Origin of the sequence: Streptomyces sp. NPDC002054 (assembly GCF_040296685.1) — a bacterium.
Lineage (GTDB): Bacteria > Actinomycetota > Actinomycetes > Streptomycetales > Streptomycetaceae > Streptomyces.
The window spans coordinates 187171-205246 of sequence record NZ_JBEOXT010000013.1 but is presented as its reverse complement, the minus strand read 5'-3'; the positions used below and the strand labels follow the sequence as shown (position 1 = coordinate 205246).

The 18076-nt window shown below is 71.9% G+C and carries 18 protein-coding genes, 1 pseudogene and 1 riboswitch; of the genes and pseudogenes, 7 read left to right on the top strand and 12 right to left on the bottom strand.

Annotated features, from left to right (window positions below):
- Window positions 1-147: 147 nt before the first annotated feature.
- The 10 genes from ABT123_RS15195 to ribD all read right to left on the bottom strand — a co-directional run bounded on the left by ABT123_RS15195 (window position 148) and on the right by ribD (window position 8712).
- Entirely contained in the window at window positions 148-1182 is a 1035-nt protein-coding gene (locus ABT123_RS15195) for a hemolysin family protein (RefSeq protein ID WP_351313476.1), read from the bottom strand.
- Window positions 1179-2603 carry a hemolysin family protein gene (locus ABT123_RS15190; RefSeq protein ID WP_351313474.1) on the bottom strand — a complete coding sequence of 475 codons (1425 nt, stop codon included), beginning with the start codon at window positions 2601-2603 and terminating at the stop codon, window positions 1179-1181. Before ABT123_RS15190 ends, ABT123_RS15195 begins: the two co-directional genes overlap by 4 nt.
- Window positions 2604-2786: 183 nt before the next feature.
- The gene (locus tag ABT123_RS15185) at window positions 2787-3284 is read right to left on the bottom strand and encodes a PH domain-containing protein (protein ID WP_351313472.1); all 498 of its coding nucleotides are present in this window, start codon (window positions 3282-3284) and stop codon (window positions 2787-2789) included.
- A complete protein-coding gene (gene hisG / locus ABT123_RS15180) occupies window positions 3284-4132 on the bottom strand; it encodes an ATP phosphoribosyltransferase (RefSeq protein WP_351313470.1) in 849 nt (282 codons plus the stop codon). Before hisG ends, ABT123_RS15185 begins: the two co-directional genes overlap by 1 nt.
- A gap of 75 nt (window positions 4133-4207) precedes the next feature.
- Window positions 4208-4486, bottom strand: coding sequence for a phosphoribosyl-ATP diphosphatase (locus ABT123_RS15175; RefSeq protein ID WP_351313468.1), 279 nt, complete (start codon window positions 4484-4486; stop codon window positions 4208-4210).
- 34 nt (window positions 4487-4520) lie between these two features.
- Complete coding sequence (gene ribH, locus ABT123_RS15170) at window positions 4521-5006, bottom strand: 6,7-dimethyl-8-ribityllumazine synthase (protein WP_351313466.1); 486 nt, start codon at window positions 5004-5006, stop codon at window positions 4521-4523.
- 51 nt (window positions 5007-5057) lie between these two features.
- A complete protein-coding gene (locus ABT123_RS15165) occupies window positions 5058-6323 on the bottom strand; it encodes a bifunctional 3,4-dihydroxy-2-butanone-4-phosphate synthase/GTP cyclohydrolase II (protein ID WP_351313464.1) in 1266 nt (421 codons plus the stop codon).
- On the bottom strand, window positions 6320-6973 hold the full coding sequence (locus tag ABT123_RS15160; protein ID WP_351313462.1) for a nicotinamide mononucleotide transporter family protein: 654 nt from the start codon (window positions 6971-6973) through the stop codon (window positions 6320-6322). Before ABT123_RS15160 ends, ABT123_RS15165 begins: the two co-directional genes overlap by 4 nt.
- A complete protein-coding gene (locus ABT123_RS15155; protein ID WP_351313460.1) occupies window positions 6970-7572 on the bottom strand; it encodes a riboflavin synthase in 603 nt (200 codons plus the stop codon). Before ABT123_RS15155 ends, ABT123_RS15160 begins: the two co-directional genes overlap by 4 nt.
- On the bottom strand, window positions 7573-8712 hold the full coding sequence (ribD, locus tag ABT123_RS15150) for a bifunctional diaminohydroxyphosphoribosylaminopyrimidine deaminase/5-amino-6-(5-phosphoribosylamino)uracil reductase RibD (RefSeq protein WP_502970956.1): 1140 nt from the start codon (window positions 8710-8712) through the stop codon (window positions 7573-7575). It abuts the gene before it with no gap.
- A gap of 145 nt (window positions 8713-8857) precedes the next feature.
- A riboswitch (FMN riboswitch) is annotated at window positions 8858-8988 on the bottom strand.
- Window positions 8989-9273: 285 nt separating this feature from the next.
- Here ribD and ABT123_RS15145 point away from each other — a divergent pair.
- The 3 genes from ABT123_RS15145 (at window position 9274) to ABT123_RS15135 (ending at window position 13355) form a co-directional block, all read left to right on the top strand.
- Window positions 9274-11580, top strand: coding sequence for a chitinase C-terminal domain-containing protein (locus ABT123_RS15145; RefSeq protein WP_351313459.1), 2307 nt, complete (start codon window positions 9274-9276; stop codon window positions 11578-11580).
- A 73-nt stretch (window positions 11581-11653) separates the two neighbouring features.
- Window positions 11654-12559, top strand: a complete 906-nt coding sequence (locus tag ABT123_RS15140) for an RNA polymerase sigma-70 factor (protein ID WP_351313457.1) — start codon at window positions 11654-11656, stop codon at window positions 12557-12559.
- Window positions 12560-12593: 34 nt separating this feature from the next.
- A complete protein-coding gene (locus ABT123_RS15135) occupies window positions 12594-13355 on the top strand; it encodes an SDR family oxidoreductase (protein ID WP_351313455.1) in 762 nt (253 codons plus the stop codon).
- Here ABT123_RS15135 and ABT123_RS15130 read toward each other — a convergent pair whose 3' ends face one another.
- Both ABT123_RS15130 and ABT123_RS15125 read right to left on the bottom strand, forming a co-directional pair.
- The gene (locus tag ABT123_RS15130) at window positions 13356-13937 is read right to left on the bottom strand and encodes a hypothetical protein (RefSeq protein ID WP_351313453.1); all 582 of its coding nucleotides are present in this window, start codon (window positions 13935-13937) and stop codon (window positions 13356-13358) included.
- A gap of 73 nt (window positions 13938-14010) precedes the next feature.
- Window positions 14011-14258 (bottom strand): annotated as a pseudogene (locus ABT123_RS15125) (ROK family transcriptional regulator); the annotation flags it as partial.
- Window positions 14259-14266: 8 nt separating this feature from the next.
- Between ABT123_RS15125 and ABT123_RS15120 the strand changes: the two are divergent.
- The 4 genes from ABT123_RS15120 (at window position 14267) to ABT123_RS15105 (ending at window position 17985) form a co-directional block, all read left to right on the top strand.
- Window positions 14267-15481 carry an MFS transporter gene (locus ABT123_RS15120; RefSeq protein ID WP_502970961.1) on the top strand — a complete coding sequence of 405 codons (1215 nt, stop codon included), beginning with the start codon at window positions 14267-14269 and terminating at the stop codon, window positions 15479-15481.
- Between the two features lie 70 nt (window positions 15482-15551).
- Window positions 15552-16931 carry a uracil-xanthine permease family protein gene (locus tag ABT123_RS15115; protein WP_351313492.1) on the top strand — a complete coding sequence of 460 codons (1380 nt, stop codon included), beginning with the start codon at window positions 15552-15554 and terminating at the stop codon, window positions 16929-16931.
- A gap of 86 nt (window positions 16932-17017) precedes the next feature.
- Window positions 17018-17671: a DUF5995 family protein gene (locus ABT123_RS15110; RefSeq protein WP_351313449.1), complete on the top strand. Its 654-nt coding sequence runs from the start codon at window positions 17018-17020 to the stop codon at window positions 17669-17671.
- 110 nt (window positions 17672-17781) lie between these two features.
- A complete protein-coding gene (locus ABT123_RS15105; RefSeq protein ID WP_351313489.1) occupies window positions 17782-17985 on the top strand; it encodes a cold-shock protein in 204 nt (67 codons plus the stop codon).
- The last annotated feature ends 91 nt before the right edge of the window (window positions 17986-18076 follow it).

Sequence of the window (18076 nt, the reverse complement as noted above, 5' to 3'; positions counted from 1 at the left end):
CCGGACCCCGGGGGGGGCCGGACCCCCGGGGGGGGCCGGACCCCGGGGGGGCCGGACCCCGGGGGGGGGCCGGACCCCGGGGGGGCCGGACCCCGGGGGGGGGCCTGGCTTCGGCCGGCAGCCCCGGACGCAGTCCGGGCTCCTCGGCTAGGCCGGGAGGCGGTGGGCGGGGTCGCGGACTTCGCCTACCAGCATTTCCAGGACGTCCTCCAGGGCGACCAGGCCCAGGATCCGGCCCGCCGGATCGGCGACCTGCGCCAGGTGGGTGGCGTCCCGCCGCATGACGCTCAGCGCGTCGTCCAGCGGGAGGGTCGCGCTCAGGGTCGGCATCCGGCGCCAGGCCCGCTGCGGCACGGCCCGTTCGCGGTCCTCCAGGTCGAGGACGTCCTTGACATGGACGTAGCCCATGAAGGCGCCGGCGTCCGAGCGGACCGGGAAGCGGGAGTAGCCGGTGCGGACCGTGAGCTGCTCGATCTGGTGCGGGGTGGCCGAGGGGCCGACCGTGACCAGGCGGTCCCGGGGCAGCAGGACGTGGGTGACCGGGCGGCTGCCCAGTTCCAGCGCGTCCTCCAGGCGCTCCTGTTCCACCGGTTCGAGCAGGCCGGCCAGCCGGGAGTCCTCGACCAGCCGCCCGAGCTGGGCGCTGGTGAAGACGGCCTCGACCTCGTCCTTGGGTTCGACCTTGAACAGCCGCAGGACGAAGTGCGCGCAGGCGCCGAGCGCGGTGGTGACCGGCCCGCAGACCCGGGCGAAGGCGACCAGGCCGGGACTGAACCAGAGTGCGGTCTTCTCTGGGGCGGCCATGGCGAGGTTCTTGGGGAGCATCTCGCCGATGACCAGGTGCAGGAAGACCACCGCGGCAAGGGCGCAGGCGTAGCCCAGCGGGTGGATCAGGCCGTGCGGGAGGTGCACGGCGTGGAAAACGGGCTCCAGCAGCCGGGCCACGGTGGGCTCGGCGACGGCGCCGAGGGTGAGCGAGCACACCGTGATGCCGAACTGGGCCGCGGCCATCATGCGGGGCAGGTTCTCCAGCCCGTACAGGACCTGGCGGGCCCGCTTGGACTCGGCCGCGAGGGGTTCGATCTGGCTGCGGCGGACCGAGACCAGGGCGAATTCCGCGCCCACGAAGAAGCCGTTGGCGAGAACCAGGAAGAGGGCGAAGAGCAGTTGCAGCGCGCTCATCGGGCGGCGCCTTCCAGCTCGGACCGGTCGGCGGGGTGCGGTGCGGGCAGGGCGGCGGCCACGGGCACGCGGCGGCCCGCGGCGGGCACGGCTGCCGTCGGCGCGGCCGGGGACGGGAGCAGCCGGATCAGGCGGACGCGTTCCGCGCGGTTGCGGCCGACCTGGCGGACGCACAGCTTCCAGCCGGGCAGTTCGGCCCGGTCCCCGGGGGCGGGGATCCGGCCGAGCAGGTCGGCGACCAGGCCGGCGACCGTCTCGTACGGGCCTTCGGGCACCTCCAGGCCTATCCGGCGCAGGGTGTGCACCCGGCAGCTGCCGTCGGCCTCCCAGGCGGGCCGGCCGTCCTCGGAGGTGACCGCGGCCAGTTCGGGGCGGGCTTCGGCGTGGTCGTGCTCGTCGCGGACCTCGCCGACGAGTTCCTCGACGATGTCCTCCAGGGTGACCACACCGGCGGTGCCCCCGTACTCGTCGACGACCACGGCCATCGGCTGTTCGCTGCGGAGCAGCTCCAGCAGGGGCTGGACGGGCAGGGTGCCGGGCACCAGCAGCGGGGGCAGGGCGATCCGGCTGACGCTGACGCGGGCCCGCTCCGGCTCGGACACGGCGAGCGCGTCCTTGAGGTGGACCACGCCGGTGATCTCGTCGATCCGCTCGCGGTAGACGGGGAACCGGGACAGGCCGGTGGCCCGGGTCAGGTTCAGCACGTCGGCGGCGGTGGCCGTGGACTGCAGGGCGCTGACCCGCACCCGGGGGGTCATGACGTGCTGGGCGGTGAGCTCGCCGAGCGAGAGGGTACGGACGAACAGGTCGGCGGTGTCCTGTTCGAGGGCGCCGGCCTGGGCCGAGTGGCGGACCAGGGAGACGAGTTCGCCGGGGGTGCGGGCGGAGGCCAGCTCCTCGGCGGGTTCCACGCCCAGGGCCCGGACGAGCCGGTTGGCGACGGCGTTCAGCCCGGCGATGACCGGACGGAACACCCGGGAGAAGACGTGCTGGGGGCCGGCCACGAACCGGGCGACCTGGAGCGGCCGGGAGACCGCCCAGTTCTTCGGGACGAGTTCGCCGACCACCATCTGGACAGCGGAGGCGAGCAGCATGCCGATGACCACGGCGAGGGAGGGCACGGCGCCGGCGGGCAGGCCGGCCGCGGTGAGCGGCGCGGACAGCAGGGCCGCGAGCGCGGGCTGGGCCAGCATGCCGACCACAAGGGAGGTGATGGTGATGCCGAGCTGGGTGCCGGAGAGCTGGAAGGACAGCTCCCGCAGGGCCTTGACCACCGTACGGGCGCGGCGGTCGCCGTCGGCGGCGGCGCGTTCGGCCTCCGGCTTCTCCACGGTGACCAGGCCGAATTCGGCGGCCACGAAGAAGCCGTTGGCGAGGATGAGGACGAAGGCGGCGCCGAGCAGGAGTAGCGGGATGGTCATGATGCCGCCGCCTCCGGGGAGAGGGCGGCGCGGGTACTACCGGACGATCCGTCCATTGCTGGAGGGAGTCACTCCTCAAGTCGCAGGTGCCCGCGGGCCACGGGGTCCCGGGGCCGGGGGCAGGGCGCACTGCGGCGCCCCGCCACCAGAGTAGTCAGTGAGTTCGTCCCCGCAACGGGGGCTCTAGTTCTCGCGCGAGCCGGTGCCGCGGGTCTCGGCCAGGGCGCGCAGGGCCCGGGCGTCGGCGATCGCCTGGTTCCGGGCCACGCCGGGCTGGATGCCCAGGGCGGGCAGGCTGGTGCCGTCGCTGAGGTCCAGGAACACCCAGGGGTCGCCCGGGCGGAGGTTGACGCGGAGGATCTCCGCCCAGTCCAGCCGGCGGCTGGTGGTGAGGTTGACGACGGTGACGCCGGTTTCCTCCGCGACCACCTTGGGGCGGGACAGCAGCACCAGGACCGAGCTGAGCAGCACGGCCACGAAGACGAAGCTGATCCGTTCTCCGGTGGTGAGGCGTTCCAGCATCAGCGCGACCGCGGTGATGGTCGCGAACATGGCCGCGCCGACGCTCAGCAGGACGATCCGGGTGCGGGTCGGCCGGAAGGTGACGGGCAGCGCCGGGAGGGCCGGCGGGGCGGCCTGGGCGGGCGTGGCCGGCACCGCCGGCTGGTTGTCGGCGCTCATCAGAGGCGGCAGGCGTGGATCGAGGTGGTCAGGATGGCGCGGGCGCCGAGCTCGTACAGATCGTCCATGATCCGCTGGGCGTCCTTGGCGGGGACCATGGCGCGGACCGCGACCCAGCCCTCGTTGTGCAGCGGGGAGACGGTCGGGGACTCGAGGCCCGGGGTGAGGGCGACGGCGCGCTCCAGGTGCTCGGCGCGGCAGTCGTAGTCCATCATCACGTAGGTCCGGGCGACCAGGACGCCCTGCAGGCGGCGCAGGAACTGCTGCACCTGCCCGTGGTCGGGGTCGGCGCCGTTGCGCCGGATGACCACGGCCTCGGACTTCAGGATCGGCTCGCCGATGACCTCCAGGCCGGCGTTGCGCAGGCTGGTGCCGGTCTCGACCACGTCCGCGATGATCTCGGCGACGCCGAGCTGGATGGCGGTCTCGACGGCGCCGTCCAGGTGGACGACGGAGGCGTCGATGCCCTGGTCGGCGAGGTGCTTGGCGACGATTCCCTCGTACGAGGTGGCGATCGTCATCCCGTGGAAGTCCTCGGGGCCCTTCGCGGTGCCGGGCTTGGTGGCGTAGCGGAAGGTGGAGCGCCCGAAGTTCAGCGGGAGGATCTCCTCCGCGTTGGCGCCGGAGTCCAGGAGGAGGTCACGGCCGGTGATGCCGATGTCGAGCTTGCCGGACGCCACGTAGATGGCGATGTCCTTGGGCCGCAGGTAGAAGAACTCGACCTCGTTGTCGGGGTCGACCGTGACCAGTTCCTTGGACTCCTTGCGCTGCCGGTAGCCGGCCTCATGGAGCATCTCCGACGCAGGCCCGGAGAGTGAACCCTTGTTGGGGACGGCGATGCGCAGCATGAGGACGATTCCTTTGTTCGCGTAAATGGTGGTGCTGTGCGGAGCGTGGGGTGGTGCGGGGGAAGGAGGGGCTGCTCAGAGGTGCTTGTAGACGTCGTCGAGGGAGATCCCGCGGGCGACCATCATCACCTGGACGTGGTACAGCAGCTGCGAGATCTCCTCGGCGGCGGCTTCCTTGCCCTCGTACTCCGCGGCCATCCAGACCTCGGCGGCCTCCTCGACGACCTTCTTGCCGATGGCATGGACGCCCTTGCCGACCAGCTCTGCGGTGCGGGAGGTGCTCGGGTCGCCGTCGGCCTTGGCCTGGAGCTCGGTGAAGAGCTCCTCGAAGGTCTTGGGGGTTTCGTTCGCCATGATGGTCCTCAGAATACGGGGTTCCCCCGCGCCTCTAGCGCCAGGGTTCGCTGACCGTCCGCAGGGTCATTGCGGTGGAGACGGCGGCGGTGACCGCTTCGTGCCCCTTGTCCTCGTTCGACCCTTCGAGTCCGGCGCGGTCCAGCGCCTGCTCGTCGTTGTCGCAGGTCAGCACGCCGAAGCCGACGGGGACTCCGGTGTCGAGCGATACCTGCACCAGGCCCTGGGTGACGCCCTGGCACACGTAGTCGAAGTGCGGGGTGCCGCCACGGATGACCACGCCGAGGGCGACGATGGCATCGTAGCCGCGACCGGCGAGTACCTTCGCCACCACCGGGAGCTCGAAGCTGCCCGGGACCCGCAGCAGGGTGGGCTCGTCGATGCCGAGCTCGTGGAGGGCGCGCAGCGCGCCGTCCACCAGTCCGTCCATGACCTTCTCGTGCCACTGGGCCGCGATGACCGCGACCCGGAGGTCGCCGCAGTTCTTCACGCTCAGTTCGGGTGCGCCCTTGCCGCTCACAGCTCTCCTCGGTGCGTTGTACGTGTACTGCTCGGGTGGATACGGGTGTGGTTACTGGTTTCCGCAGGTGGACGTGGTCAGAGCCGCGTCCAGCCAGGGCAGGTCGTGGCCCATCCGGTCCCGCTTGGTGCGCAGGTACCGCAGATTGTGCTCCCCCGCCGCCACGGGCATCGCCTCGCGCTCGGCGACCACGATGCCGTGCCGGATCAGGGCGGCGGCCTTGTCGGGGTTGTTGGTCAGCAGCCGGACGCTGCGGACCTCCAGGTCGGCGAGGATCTGGGCGCCGGCGCCGTAGTCGCGGGCGTCGGCGGGGAGGCCGAGCTCGAGGTTGGCGTCCAGGGTGTCGCGGCCCCGTTCCTGGAGTTCGTACGCGCGGAGCTTGGAGACCAGGCCGATGCCCCGGCCCTCGTGCCCGCGGAGGTAGACCACGATCCCGCGGCCGGCCTGCCGGATCCGCTCCATGGAGGCGTGCAGCTGGGGGCCGCAGTCGCAGCGCAGGGAGTGGAAGATGTCGCCGGTCAGGCATTCGGAGTGCATCCGGACGACGATGTCCTCGCCGTCGCCGATCTCGCCGTGGACCAGGGCGATGTGCTCGACGCCGTCCACGGTGGAGCGGTAGCCGTACGCGGTGAACTCGCCGAACGAGGTGGGCAGGCTGACCTCGGCCTCGCGGCGGACGGTTGGCTCGGCGGAGCGGCGGTAGGCGATCAGGTCCTCGATGGAGATGATCGTCAGGCCGTGCTTGCGGGCGAACGGGATCAGTTCGGGCAGCCGCAGCATGACCCCGTCCTCGCCGGCGATCTCGACGATCGCGCCGGCCGGGCGCAGGCCGGCGAGGCGGGCCAGGTCGACGGCGGCCTCGGTGTGGCCGTTGCGGGTCAGGACGCCGCCGGGCTTGGCGCGCAGCGGGAAGATGTGGCCGGGGCGGACGAAGTCGGAGGGCTCGGAGGTGCCGTTGGCGAGCAGCCGGAGGGTGGTGGCCCGGTCGGCTGCGGAGATTCCGGTGCTGACCCCGTGGGCGGCGGAGGCGTCCACGGAGACGGTGAAGGCGGTCTTCATCGACTCGGTGTTGTTGCCGACCATCTGCGGGAGCTCCAGGCGCTCCAGCTCGTCGCTCTCCATGGGGGCGCAGATCAGGCCGCGGCACTCGCTCATCATGAAGGCGACGATCTCGGGGGTGGCCTTCTCGGCGGCGATGACGAGGTCGCCCTCGTTCTCGCGGTCCTCGTCGTCCACGACGACGACCGGCCGGCCGGCCGCGATGTCCCGGATGGCCTGCTCGACGGGGTCGAGCGCGAAGAACTCGTCGGTGTTCATGCCGTTGCTCCTTCGAGGGCCGGGGCGGTGTGGGTACGGGAACGCAGCCACCAGTCGCGCATGCCCCACAGGACGAGCGCGCCGTAGAGGATGTAGACGAAGCCGGAGAATGCGTAGCCGTTGGCGAAGTTGAGGGGGACGCCGACGAGGTCGACCAGCAGCCAGGCGAACCAGAACTCGACCAGGCCGCGGGACTGTGCGTACATGGCGACGACGGTGCCGACGAAGATGTAGGCGTCCGGCCAGGGGTCCCAGGACAGCGACGGGTAGGCGGTGAACAGCAGGGCCACGGCGACGGTGCCGAGGGCGGCGGCGCCGACCAGCAGGCCGCGTTCGGTCCAGCTGGCGAAGCGGACGGCGATGGTTCCGTCCTGGGCCTGCTGCCGGCCGCGGTTCCACTGCCAGAAGCCCCAGGCGGCCACGAGCATGACCACGACCTGCTTGCCGGCGCTGCCGGAGAGGTGTCCGGCGGCGAAGGCGACGAAGAGGATGGCGCCGGAGAGGAACTGGGCGGGCCAGGTCCATATGGAGCGGCGCCAGCCGAGGGCGAGGGCGATCAGGCCGATCGTGTTGCCGATCATGTCGGACCACAGGATGTGCTGCCCGAAGGCGGTGAAGGCCTCGGAGTTCAGCCAGTCGACCGCGCTCACTGCCCGGCTCCCTTGTCACCGAGGAGGCGCTCGACGTACTTGGCGAGGACGTCCACCTCGAGGTTGACCGGGTCGCCGGCCTGCTTGAAGCCCAGCGTGGTGAGGGCGAGGGTGGTGGGGATGAGGCTGATGGTGAACCAGTCGGCGGCGGCCTCGACCACGGTGAGGCTGACGCCGTCGACCGTGATGGAGCCCTTCTCGACCACGTAGCGGGAGAGGTTCGCCGGGAGCGAGACCTTGACGATCTCCCAGTTTTCGGAGGGGGTCCGGGAGACGATCTCGCCGGTGCCGTCCACATGGCCCTGGACCAGGTGGCCGCCGAGTCGTCCGCCGAGGGCCATGGGGCGCTCCAGGTTGACCCGGGAGCCCTGGACGAGGGCGCCGAGGCTGGAGCGGTTCAGGGTCTCCTGCATCACGTCGGCGGTGAACTCGCCGTCCGCGGTGTCCACCACGGTCAGGCAGACGCCGTTGACGGCGATGGAGTCGCCGTGCTTGGCGTCTTCGGTGACGACGGGGCCGCGCAGGCGGAAGCGGGAGGCCTCCTCGAGCTGCTCGACGGCGGTGACCTCACCGAGTTCTTCGACGATTCCGGTGAACACTCAGTGCTCCTTGGGGGCGGTGGTGGGGACGGCGGTGATCCGGAGGTCGGGGCCCAGGCGGACGGCCTCCGTGAGGTCCAGGCGCAGGGCCTGGGCGATGTTCGTGACGCCGGCGTGGGCGAGGGCGGCGGGGCCCGCGCCCAGCAGGGCCGGGGCGAGATAGCCGACGACCCGGTCGACGGCGCCGGCCTCGAGGAAGGCGCCCGCGAGGGTGGGGCCGCCTTCCAGGAGGACCGAGCGCAGGTCGCGGGCGTGCAGCCGGTCGAGCAGGTCGTGGACGCCGATCCGGCCGTCGGTCAGCGGCAGCCGCAGCACGTCGGTGCCGGGCGGCAGGTGCCGGGTGTCGGCGTCCTCGCCGACGACGAGCAGGGTGGGCGCGGCGTCGTCGAGGATCCGGGCGGTGGTCGGGAGGGTGGCGCGGGGGTCGAGGGCGATCCGCAGGGGCTGCACCGCTCCTTCGACACCGCGGACGGCCAGGTGCGGGTCGTCCTCGCGGAGGGTGCCGCCGCCCACCAGGACGGCGTCGGCCTCGGCGCGCAGCCGGTGCACGTCGGCGCGGGATTCGGGGGAGGTGATCCAGCGGCTGGAGCCGTCCGCGGCGGCGCTGCGGCCGTCGAGGGTGGCGGCGTACTTCCAGGTCACGTGCGGGCGGCCCAGGCGTACAGAGGTGAGCCAGGCGATGTTGCCCGCCTCGGCCTCGGCCTCCAGGAGGCCGCCCTCGGCCGTGATCCCGGCCGCGCGCAGGGTGGCGGAGCCGCCACTGGCCTGCGGGTTCGGGTCGGCGACGGCGTACACGACGCGGCTGATGCCGGCCTGGACGAGGGCCTGGGCGCAGGGGCCGGTGCGGCCGGTGTGGTTGCAGGGTTCGAGGGTGACGTACGCGGTGCCGCCGCGGGCGGCCTCGCCGGCCGCGCGCAGGGCGTGGACCTCGGCGTGCGGGCCGCCGGCGCGCTGGTGCCAGCCCTCGCCGACGACGGTGCCGACGGGGTCGGTGATGACGCAGCCGACGACCGGGTTGGGGCTGGTGGAGCCGAGGCCGCGGGAGGCGAGCGCGATGGCACGCCGCATGGCGGGTGCGTCGTGCGGCGTGGTTGCGTCGGGCGCTTCGGCGCGGTTCGCCACCGGGTCCTCCTGCCTCATCGGGCACGGACTCCGGGGCCTGTCGGGATACGACAGATGAAGCGGGACAAGCGCACACGGGAACGCCGAGGCCGGAAATGCACGGCCCGCGCTCCCGTGGATACGGGAACGGGCCGCCGACGGCGGCGTACCGGTGACTGGCCCGCCGCGCACTGCCTCCCATCCGGACTTTAACCGTCGGTCCAGGAATTTCACCTGGTCAACCGGCCGCTGGATGCGGACGGGTCGCGGACTGTAACCGCCGGTTCGGAATTACACCGACCCCGGAGTGCGCTGCTGCTACTGGTACGAGGCCCAGTGTGCCACGGGCGCTCGGCGGCCATGCGAGTGAAGCGCTGTGGCCTGACTCACACGCGAGTGCTTCTCGGGGACTTCTCCACGGAGCCCTCCCGCCCCGTTCCCTCTTTGGTCCAGACCTATTGACGAGGTGGTCTAGTCCTCTTAATGTCTGCTTCACATTCCCAGGGAGACAGCCCGTCAGATGTGCGCACGTCACGGGCCAATTCGCCTTACCCGTACGCACCTTGTGTCCTGCACCACCTCCCCTCCCCAGGAGGCACGATGCTGTCCCCCACCCGCGCCAGAGCGATGCTGCTGGCGTCCGGCGCCGCCATTGCCGGACTGCTCGTCGGCGGCCTCTCGGCCGGCGTCTCACATGCGGCTGACAACGAGTCCTGTCGACCGGACGGGCTGTACAAGACCCCGGGCGTCGACGTCCCCTACTGCTCGGTCTACGACACCGAGGGCCGCGAGAAGATGGGCGCCGACCACCAGCGGCGGGTCATCGGCTACTTCACCGGCTGGCGCACCGGCAAGAACGGCGAGCCCGCCTACCTCGCGAACAACATTCCGTGGGGCAAGGTCACCCATCTGAACTACGCCTTCGCCCACGTCGGCGGTGACAACAAGATCTCGGTGGGCACGGACGGGCCGAACAACCCCGCGACCGGGATGACCTGGCCGGGCGTCGCCGGGGCCGAGATGGACCCGCAGTTCCCCTACCAGGGCCACTTCAACCAGCTGAGCAAGTTCAAGAAGCAGTACCCGAACGTCAAGACCCTCGTCTCGGTCGGCGGCTGGGCCGAGACCGGCGGCTACTTCGGCGACGACGGCAACCGGGTGAACTCCGGCGGCTTCTACTCGATGGCCACCAACGCGGACGGCTCGGTCAACCAGGCCGGCATCAACACCTTCGCGGACTCCACCGTCGCCTTCATCAAGAAGTACGGCTTCAACGGCGTCGACATCGACTACGAGTACCCGACGACCATGAAGGACGCGGGCAACCCGCTGGACTGGCAGCTGGCCAACGCCCGCCGCGCCGGTCTGGTCCAGGGCTACGCCGCCCTGATGAAGACTCTCCGCCAGAAGCTAGACACCGCGGGCGCCGCCGACGGCAAGCACTACCTGCTCACCGTGGCCGCCCCGTCCTCCGGGTACCTGCTGCGCGGTATGGAGACGTTCCAGATGCAGCAGTACCTGGACTACGTCAACATCATGTCCTACGACCTGCACGGCGCCTGGAACGAGTACGTCGGCCCGAACGCCTCCCTCTTCGACGACGGCAAGGACGGCGAGCTCGCCGCCGCCGGCGTGTACGGCAGCCAGCAGTACGGCGGCATCGGCTACCTGAACACCGACTGGGCCTACCACTACTTCCGCGGCTCCATGCCGGCCGGCCGGATCAACATCGGCCTGCCGTACTACACCCGCGGATTCAAGAACGTGCAGGGCGGGACGGACGGCCTGTGGGGCAAGGCTCCGGCCACCAGCTGCCCGGCCGGCGCGGGTCTGACCAAGTGCGGCGACGGCGCGGTCGGCATCGACAACCTGTGGCACGACAAGGACACCAACGGCGCCGAGTCCCCGGCGGGCTCGAACCCGATGTGGCACGCCAAGAACCTGGAGAAGGGCGTGGTCGGCGACTATGTCACGAAGTACGGGTTCCCGGCGAACACCACGCTGACCGGCACCTACGCCCGCAAGTACGACGCGACCCTGGTCGCGCCCTGGCTGTGGAACGCGCAGAAGAAGGTCTTCCTCTCCACCGAGGACGAGCAGTCGGTGGCCGCCAAGGCCGACTACGTGGTCGACCGCGGCATCGGCGGCACCATGGTGTGGGAGCTCGCGGGCGACTACGCGTACAACGCGGCCAAGGGCCAGTACGAGATGGGCGACACGCTCACCTCCGTGATGTACGACAAGTTCAAGGCAGCCGCCCCGTACGGCGCGAAGAAGGCGGGCGCGACCGCGCTGCCCACCCAGGCCGTGGACATCAAGACCGAGTTCACCGAGTTCAAGCTGGGCGACTCCAACTACCCGCTCACCCCGAAGCTGAAGATCACCAACAGCACGAACGCCACGCTGCCCGGCGGCACGGAGTTCCAGTTCGACTACGGCACCTCGGCCCCGAACAACGCCTCGGACCAGTCCGGCTTCGGCACGAAGGTGATCAGCAGCGGGCACACCGGCAACAACATCGGCGGGCTCAAGGGCGACTTCCAGCGGGTCTCCCTGAAGCTGCCGGCCTGGCAGACGCTGGCCCCGGGCGCCTCGGTCGACCTGGCCTTCAACTACTACCTGCCGGTGTCCACCCCCTCCAACTGGACGGTGAACATCTCCGGCACCACGTACGCCCTGGCCGGGGACCTCGCCCGCGGCACCACGGTGGTCCAGCCGACCACGCCTCCGACCACCCCGCCGGGCGGCACCTGCACCAACCCGGCGTATGTCGCGGGCACGGTCTACAACAGCGGCAGCCTCGTCTCGCACAAGGGCCGGAACTGGAAGGCCCAGTGGTGGACGCAGAACGAAGAGCCCGGCACCACCGGTGAATGGGGTGTCTGGAAGGACCAGGGAGCCTGCTGATCGCGGTGATCGGGTGACCTGAGCGAGGGGCCCGGCAGCCTGGTGCTGCCGGGCCCTCTGCCATGCTCGGACGGTGATCGACGACACGGCCGCGACGGCCGTCTTCGAGGAGCACCGCGGCCGGATGTTCGGCATCGCCTACCGGATGCTCGGTTCGGCTGCCGAAGCGGAGGACATGGTCCAGGACGCCTGGCTGCGCTGGAGCGCCGCGGACCGGACGGATGTGGAACACCCCGGCGCCTTCCTGGCGAAGACCGTCACCCGGCTCTGCCTGCACCGGCTCGACTCCGCCCGGGCCCGGCGCGAGCGGTACGTCGGTCCCTGGCTGCCGGAGCCGGTGTTCACCGGGGAGGGCGCACTGGGGCCGCTGGAGTCCGCCGAACAGCGGGAGGGGGTCTCGCTCGCCCTGCTGATCCTGCTGGAGCAGCTCACCCCGGTGGAGCGGGCGGTGTACGTGCTGCGCGAGGCCTTCGGCTACGGCCACCGGGAGATCGCCGAGCTGCTGGAGCTGTCCGAGGCCAACTGCCGGCAACTGTTCCGGCGGGCCTCCCAGCGGGTGGCGACGGCGCCCCGGCCCCGCTTCGAGCCCGACCCGGAGCAGTGGCAGGACCTGGTGGCAGGCTTCCTGGCGGCGGCGCGGGACGGAGATCTGGCCGGGCTGGAACAACTGCTGGCGGCCGAGGCGGTGTACGTGTCGGACAGCGGCGGCAGGGTCAGCGCGGCGCGGCGGCCCGTCCAGGGCCGGAACAAGGTGGCGCGCTTCATGATCGGAGTGCAGCGGCGGCCCGGAGCGGGCGTCCCGTTCTCCGTCCTCGAGGTCAACGGTGCGCCCGCGCTCGTCTTCGAGGGGCAGGCCGTGGTGCAGTTCGAGTTCGAGAACGGGCTGGTCACCGCGGTGCGGAACATCGTGAATCCGGAGAAGCTGAGGTTCTTCCACGGGCAGCTGTCACATTCCGGGGGCCTGTCCGGTCTCGGCTGACGAAGGCAGCACGTACACGGAAGGCAGGCAGCCCATGAGCACCACCATTCTCGTCACCGGCGGCACCGGCACCCTCGGCAGGCCGGTGGTGGAGCGGCTGCGGGCCGCGGGCCACGAGGTCCGGGTGCTGAGCCGGAGCTCGCGGGAGTACCCCGTGGACCTGCTGACGGGCGCCGGTCTGGACGCGGCCCTGGCGGGCGTGGAGGTGGTCGTGCACTGCGCGAGCTCCCCGAAGGGCGGGGACGACCGGGCCGCCGGGCATCTGATCCGGGCGGCCCGGGCGGCCGGGGTCGGCCACCTCGTCTACATCTCGATCGTGGGGGTGGACGAGGTGCCGCTCCCCTATTACCGGACCAAGTACCGGGTCGAGCGGATGATCGAGGAGTCGGGGCTGGGCTGGACGGTGCTGCGCACCACCCAGTTCCACGATCTGGTGCTGGGGTACTTCGAGGCCGTGGCGAAGCTGCCGGTGCTGCTGGTGCCGGGCGGGGTCGCGGACCAGCCGATCGAGGTCGAGGAGGTGGCCGACCGGCTCGCCGGCCTGGCAGGGGCGGCCCCGGCCGGGCGGGTGGCGGACATGGGCGGGCCGGAGGTGCTGGACATGGCCGGGGCGGCCCGCGCGTACCTGAAGGCGGCCGGGCGGCGGCGGCCGGTGCTGGGGGTGCGGCTGCCCGGAAAGACCTTCGCCGCGTTCCGCCGGGGCGGGCACCTCACCCCGGCGCATGCGGTGGGGCGGGGCACCTTCGCGGAGTTCCTGGAGCGTCGTACGGGGGCCGGGGCGGGGGCCGGCGCCTGATCAGCCGGCCGCGGCGCGGGCGCGGCGGGCTACCGCCCGGAGCATGGCCTTGCGGATGATCCCGCCGAACGGGCGGGCCAGCAGGTACCAGTACGGGCCGAACACCCGGCGGGTGCGGGCGTCGAGGGCGACCACCCGGGTCTCGGTGTGGAGCAGGGCTCCGTCGGGGTGGGCGGTGACCCGGAAGCTGATGGCGGCCTTCAGGTGGCCGGGGGTGCGGAACTCCCGGAACGCCTCCGGCCCGTCGAGCCGGACGAAGGGCGCGGCGGGCTTCCACCACTGGCCGGCGGCTCCGGACACGGTCTCCTCGCCCGGGAGTTCGGCGAGCGGCACGAACCGGTCGGCCAGGGAGTCCCGCAGGGTCCGCGCGGCTCCGGCCATGGGCCGGTCGGCCCGGTCGGCCCGGGGGCGGCGGATCAGCCGGGCCGGCAGGCTCCGTACGCCCATCAGCAGCCGGGCCGCCGGGACGTCGTCCGGGGTGATCCCGTTCAGGGCCCGCCAGGCCGTGGCGGGCGGTACCGGCACCACGAGGGTGTGCACCTCACGGAAGTCCCAGCGCTCCAACACCGAGTCGATCAGCATGAGTTCCCCCCTGTGTCTCCCCATTGCTGCCGGTTCGAGCCTCTCACGCCGGCCCGGCGGGCCCGAACACGTCCGCCCCGGCCGCGCGGGCGGTGCGCCGGAGCACCGCCAGCGCCTCCCGGGGTGCGGCCACCGGCAGCGCGGCCTCCGCGAGGGGGTGGCCGAGCAGGTCGGTGACCACCGCCGTCGCGCTGTCCGTACGGCCATCGCCTTGAGCTGGCTCGCCATCAGCGGCCCCGCCTCCTGGAGGAGGTTGAGGGCGAGCCGGTCGTTGATGGCCCGGGCGGTGCTGGGAGAGGCGGGTGAGTGGGCAGGAGTCACATATGAAGATGCCCGGGGACTCCGAACCCACCCCGGCGCGGCTGCGCCGCGCCCGTATCGCCATCGCCGCCGTCTTCTGCGCCCACGGGGCCGTCACCGGCAGCTTCGCGACCCGGATCCCGTGGATCCAGGACCATGCCGGGCTCGGCTCCGGCACCCTCGGCCTGGCCCTCGCCTTCCCCGCGATCGGGGCCGCGCTCGCGATGCCGCTGGCCGGCCGGATCAACCACCGGTTCGGCGCCCGCGCCGCCCTGCGCGTACTGCTGGCCCTGTGGACGCTCTCCCTGATCCTGCCGAGCCTGGCGCCGAACCTGCCCGTGCTGTGCATGGCGCTGCTGGTGTACGGCGCGACCTCCGGGATGTCCGATGTGGCCATGAACGCCCTGGGGGTGGAGACGGAGAACCGGCTCGGCCGCTCGATCATGTCCTCGCTGCACGGGATGTGGAGCGCGGGCGCGCTGCTCGGTTCGGCGGCCGGCATGGTCGCCGCGCACGCGGGGGCCGATGCCCGGCTGCACCACCTGATCGCCGCGCTCGCCCTGACCGCCGCCGGGCTGGTCGCCGTATGCGGGGTCCTCGATCTGCGCAGCGGGCAGGACGAGGAGGCGCCGCCGCATTTCGCGATGCCGCCGAAGTCGGCCCTGCTGATCGGGGCGATCGGTTTCGCCGCGGTGTTCGCGGAGGGCGCGAGCCTGGACTGGTCGGCCGTCTACCTGCGGGACGTCCTGCACACGGATGCCGGTCTGGCCGCCGCCTCCACCACCGCGTTCGCGCTGACCATGGCGGTGGCACGGCTCGCGGGCGACCGGGTGGTGGACCGTTTCGGCCCGGTGCGCACCGTACGGGCCGGGGGGCTGCTGGCCACGGCCGGCGGTCTGCTGGTGGTGCTGGTCCGGGAGCCGGCCGGGGCCCTGGCCGGATTCGGGCTGATCGGCCTGGGCATCGCGGTGGTGGTGCCGCTGGCCTTCGCCGCCGCGGCGCGCAGCGGGCCCGCGCCCGCACAGGCCATCGCGGGCGTGGCGACGATCACCTACACCTCGGGGCTGATCGCCCCTTCGGCGATCGGGGCGGTCGCCGATGCGACCTCGCTGGTGGTGTCGTTCGGGCTGGTCACCCTGCTGGCGTTCGCCCTGGTGGTGGGGGCCGGGCTGCTCCGGGCGAAGCCGGCCGGCGGGGAGCCGGCCCCGGCCGATCGGGACGAATCAGCTGCTATCCGGCCGTAGCATGTCCTGGGTCCTGAGCCGCCCTGCGGCCATGATCATCACACATGGTTGACGGGTGAACGGAGTGAACATGGGCCTCGGCGTGCGCTGGACCCTGCACGGAGACGGGCGGACGCCCGCTCCCGGAGCGGTGGTCCGGCCGGACGAGCGGCTGTCCTGGCCGCGCACCGCCGGGCTCGGCGCCCAGCATGTGGTGGCGATGTTCGGCGCGAGCTTCGTCGCGCCGGTCCTGATGGGCCTGGATCCCAACCTGGCCATCATGATGTCCGGCATCGCCACGGTGATCTTCCTGCTCGCCACCCGCGGCCGGATCCCCTCCTACCTGGGCTGTTCGCTCTCCTTCGTGGGTGTGGCAGCCGCCATCCGGGCGAGCGGCGGCGACAGCGCCACCGTCACCGGCGCGGTGTTCGTGGTCGGCGCGGCGCTGTTCCTGTCGGGCCTGGCGGTGCAGCGGTTCGGCGCGCGGATCATCCACGCGGCGATGCCGCCGGTGGTGACCGGCGCGGTGGTGATGCTGATCGGCTTCAACCTGGCGCCGGTGACGGCCTCGACCTACTGGCCGCAGGACCAGTGGACGGCCCTGCTGACCATGCTGTTCACCGGGCTGGCGGTGGTCTGCCTGCGCGGGTTCTGGTCACGGATCGCGATCTTCCTGGGGCTGCTCTTCGGGTACGGGATCTCCTGGCTCTTCGACCGGATCTTCGGGCAGATCCACTCGACCGTCGGCGGCGAAGCGGCCGTGGACCACTGGCGGCTGGACCTCTCGGCGGTGTCCAAGGCCGACTGGATCGGCTTCCCCTCCTTCCACGCGCCCGCCTTCGAGTGGTCGGCGATCCTGGTCGCACTGCCCGTGGTGATCGCCCTGATCGCGGAGAACGCCGGCCACGTCAAGGCGGTCGGCGAGATGACCGGGGACCCGCTGGACGACAAGCTGGGCACCGCGATCGCGGCGGACGGCGCCGCCTCGATGCTGTCCACGGCGGTGGGCGGGCCGCCGAACACCACGTACTCGGAGAACATCGGCGTGATGGCGGCGACCCGGGTCTACTCGACCGCCGCGTACTGGGCAGCGGCCGGCTTCGCGCTGCTGTTCGGGCTGTGCCCGAAATTCGGTGCGGTCGTCGCGGCCATTCCCGGCGGGGTGCTGGGCGGCATCACCGTGATCCTGTACGGCATGATCGGGCTGCTCGGCGCCCAGATCTGGATCAACGGGCGGGTGGACCTGCGCAATCCGCTGAACCTGGTGCCGGCCGCGGCGGGCATCATCATCGGGGTCGGCGGCGTGAAGCTGCAGTTCACCGACACCTTCGAGCTGGGCGGGATCGCACTCGGCACCATCGTGGTCATCACCGGCTACCACACGCTGCGGTTCTTCGCCCCGGCCCACCTCAAGACGCAGGAGCCCCTGCTGGACGAGGGCACCTCCGCGTACGACAACACGTCCGAGTGACCCCGGTGCCGTGTCATTCGCCCGAACCGGCGAAGCGCACGGCCAAGTTCTCCCGCTCGCGGGCGCCGGCTGGGAACCTGCCTCCCATGGATGCGGTACTGGCGCGGATGCGCGCCCTGGACCAGCGGCTGCCCGCACACGACGGGGTCGCGGTCTTCAACCGGGTGTACCTGACGGTGACGGAGACCCTGCACCACCGGCTCGAGGGCGGACACTTCCCGCACCCGCGGCGGGCGGAGCAGCTCACCGTACGGTTCGCCGATCGCTATCTCACGGCCGTGGAGGCCGCCACGGCCGGGCGCCGGACGCCCGCGTGCTGGCGGCCCCTGTTCCAGTACCGCCGCCATCCGGGGGTCCGCCCGCTCCAGTACGCGCTGGCCGGGATCAACGCGCACATCGGTCATGACCTGGCCCTGGCGGTGGTGGCCACCTGCCGGGCCATGGACTGCTCCCCCGGCGCCCTGGAGGGCGACTTCGACCAAGTGGGTGACACCCTGGTCGCGCTGGAGGAGCGCATCCGCGAGGATCTGATGCCGGGGCCGGACCTGCTCCAGATCGCCGACCCGCTGACCCATCTGGTCGGCGCCTGGAGCCTGGAACGCGCCCGCGATGGCGCCTGGGCGGGCGCCCGCCTGCTGTGGAACCTGCGCGGGCTGCCCGACCTGGCGGAGGAGTTCGCCGAATCCCTCGATGCGGGGGTCGGCCTGGTCAGCCGCTGTCTGCTCACCCCCACGGGCTGAGCGGCCGGCGGTGCGTTTGGGGGCTGCGCGGACTGCGCAGCCTCCCTCAGCGGTGAACCACCGCTATCGGTTGGATGAGCGAGAACGCAGGGAGCACAACGGTGGCACAGATGACACAGGGCACGGTCAAGTGGTTCAACGGAGAGAAGGGATTCGGGTTCATCGCCACGGACGGGGGCGGCCCGGACGTCTTCGTGCACTACTCCGAGATCCAGGGCCAGGGGTTCCGCTCCCTGGAGGAGAACCAGCGGGTCGAGTTCGAGGTCGGACAGGGACCCAAGGGGCCGCAGGCCCAGAATGTGCGCGCCATCTGACCGCGTGATTCTGATTCTTTGAAAACGGGCCGCCGCTGCGCGGTGTGCGCAGCGGCGGCCCGTGGTTCAGCGGGACGGCGTCAGCCTCGGG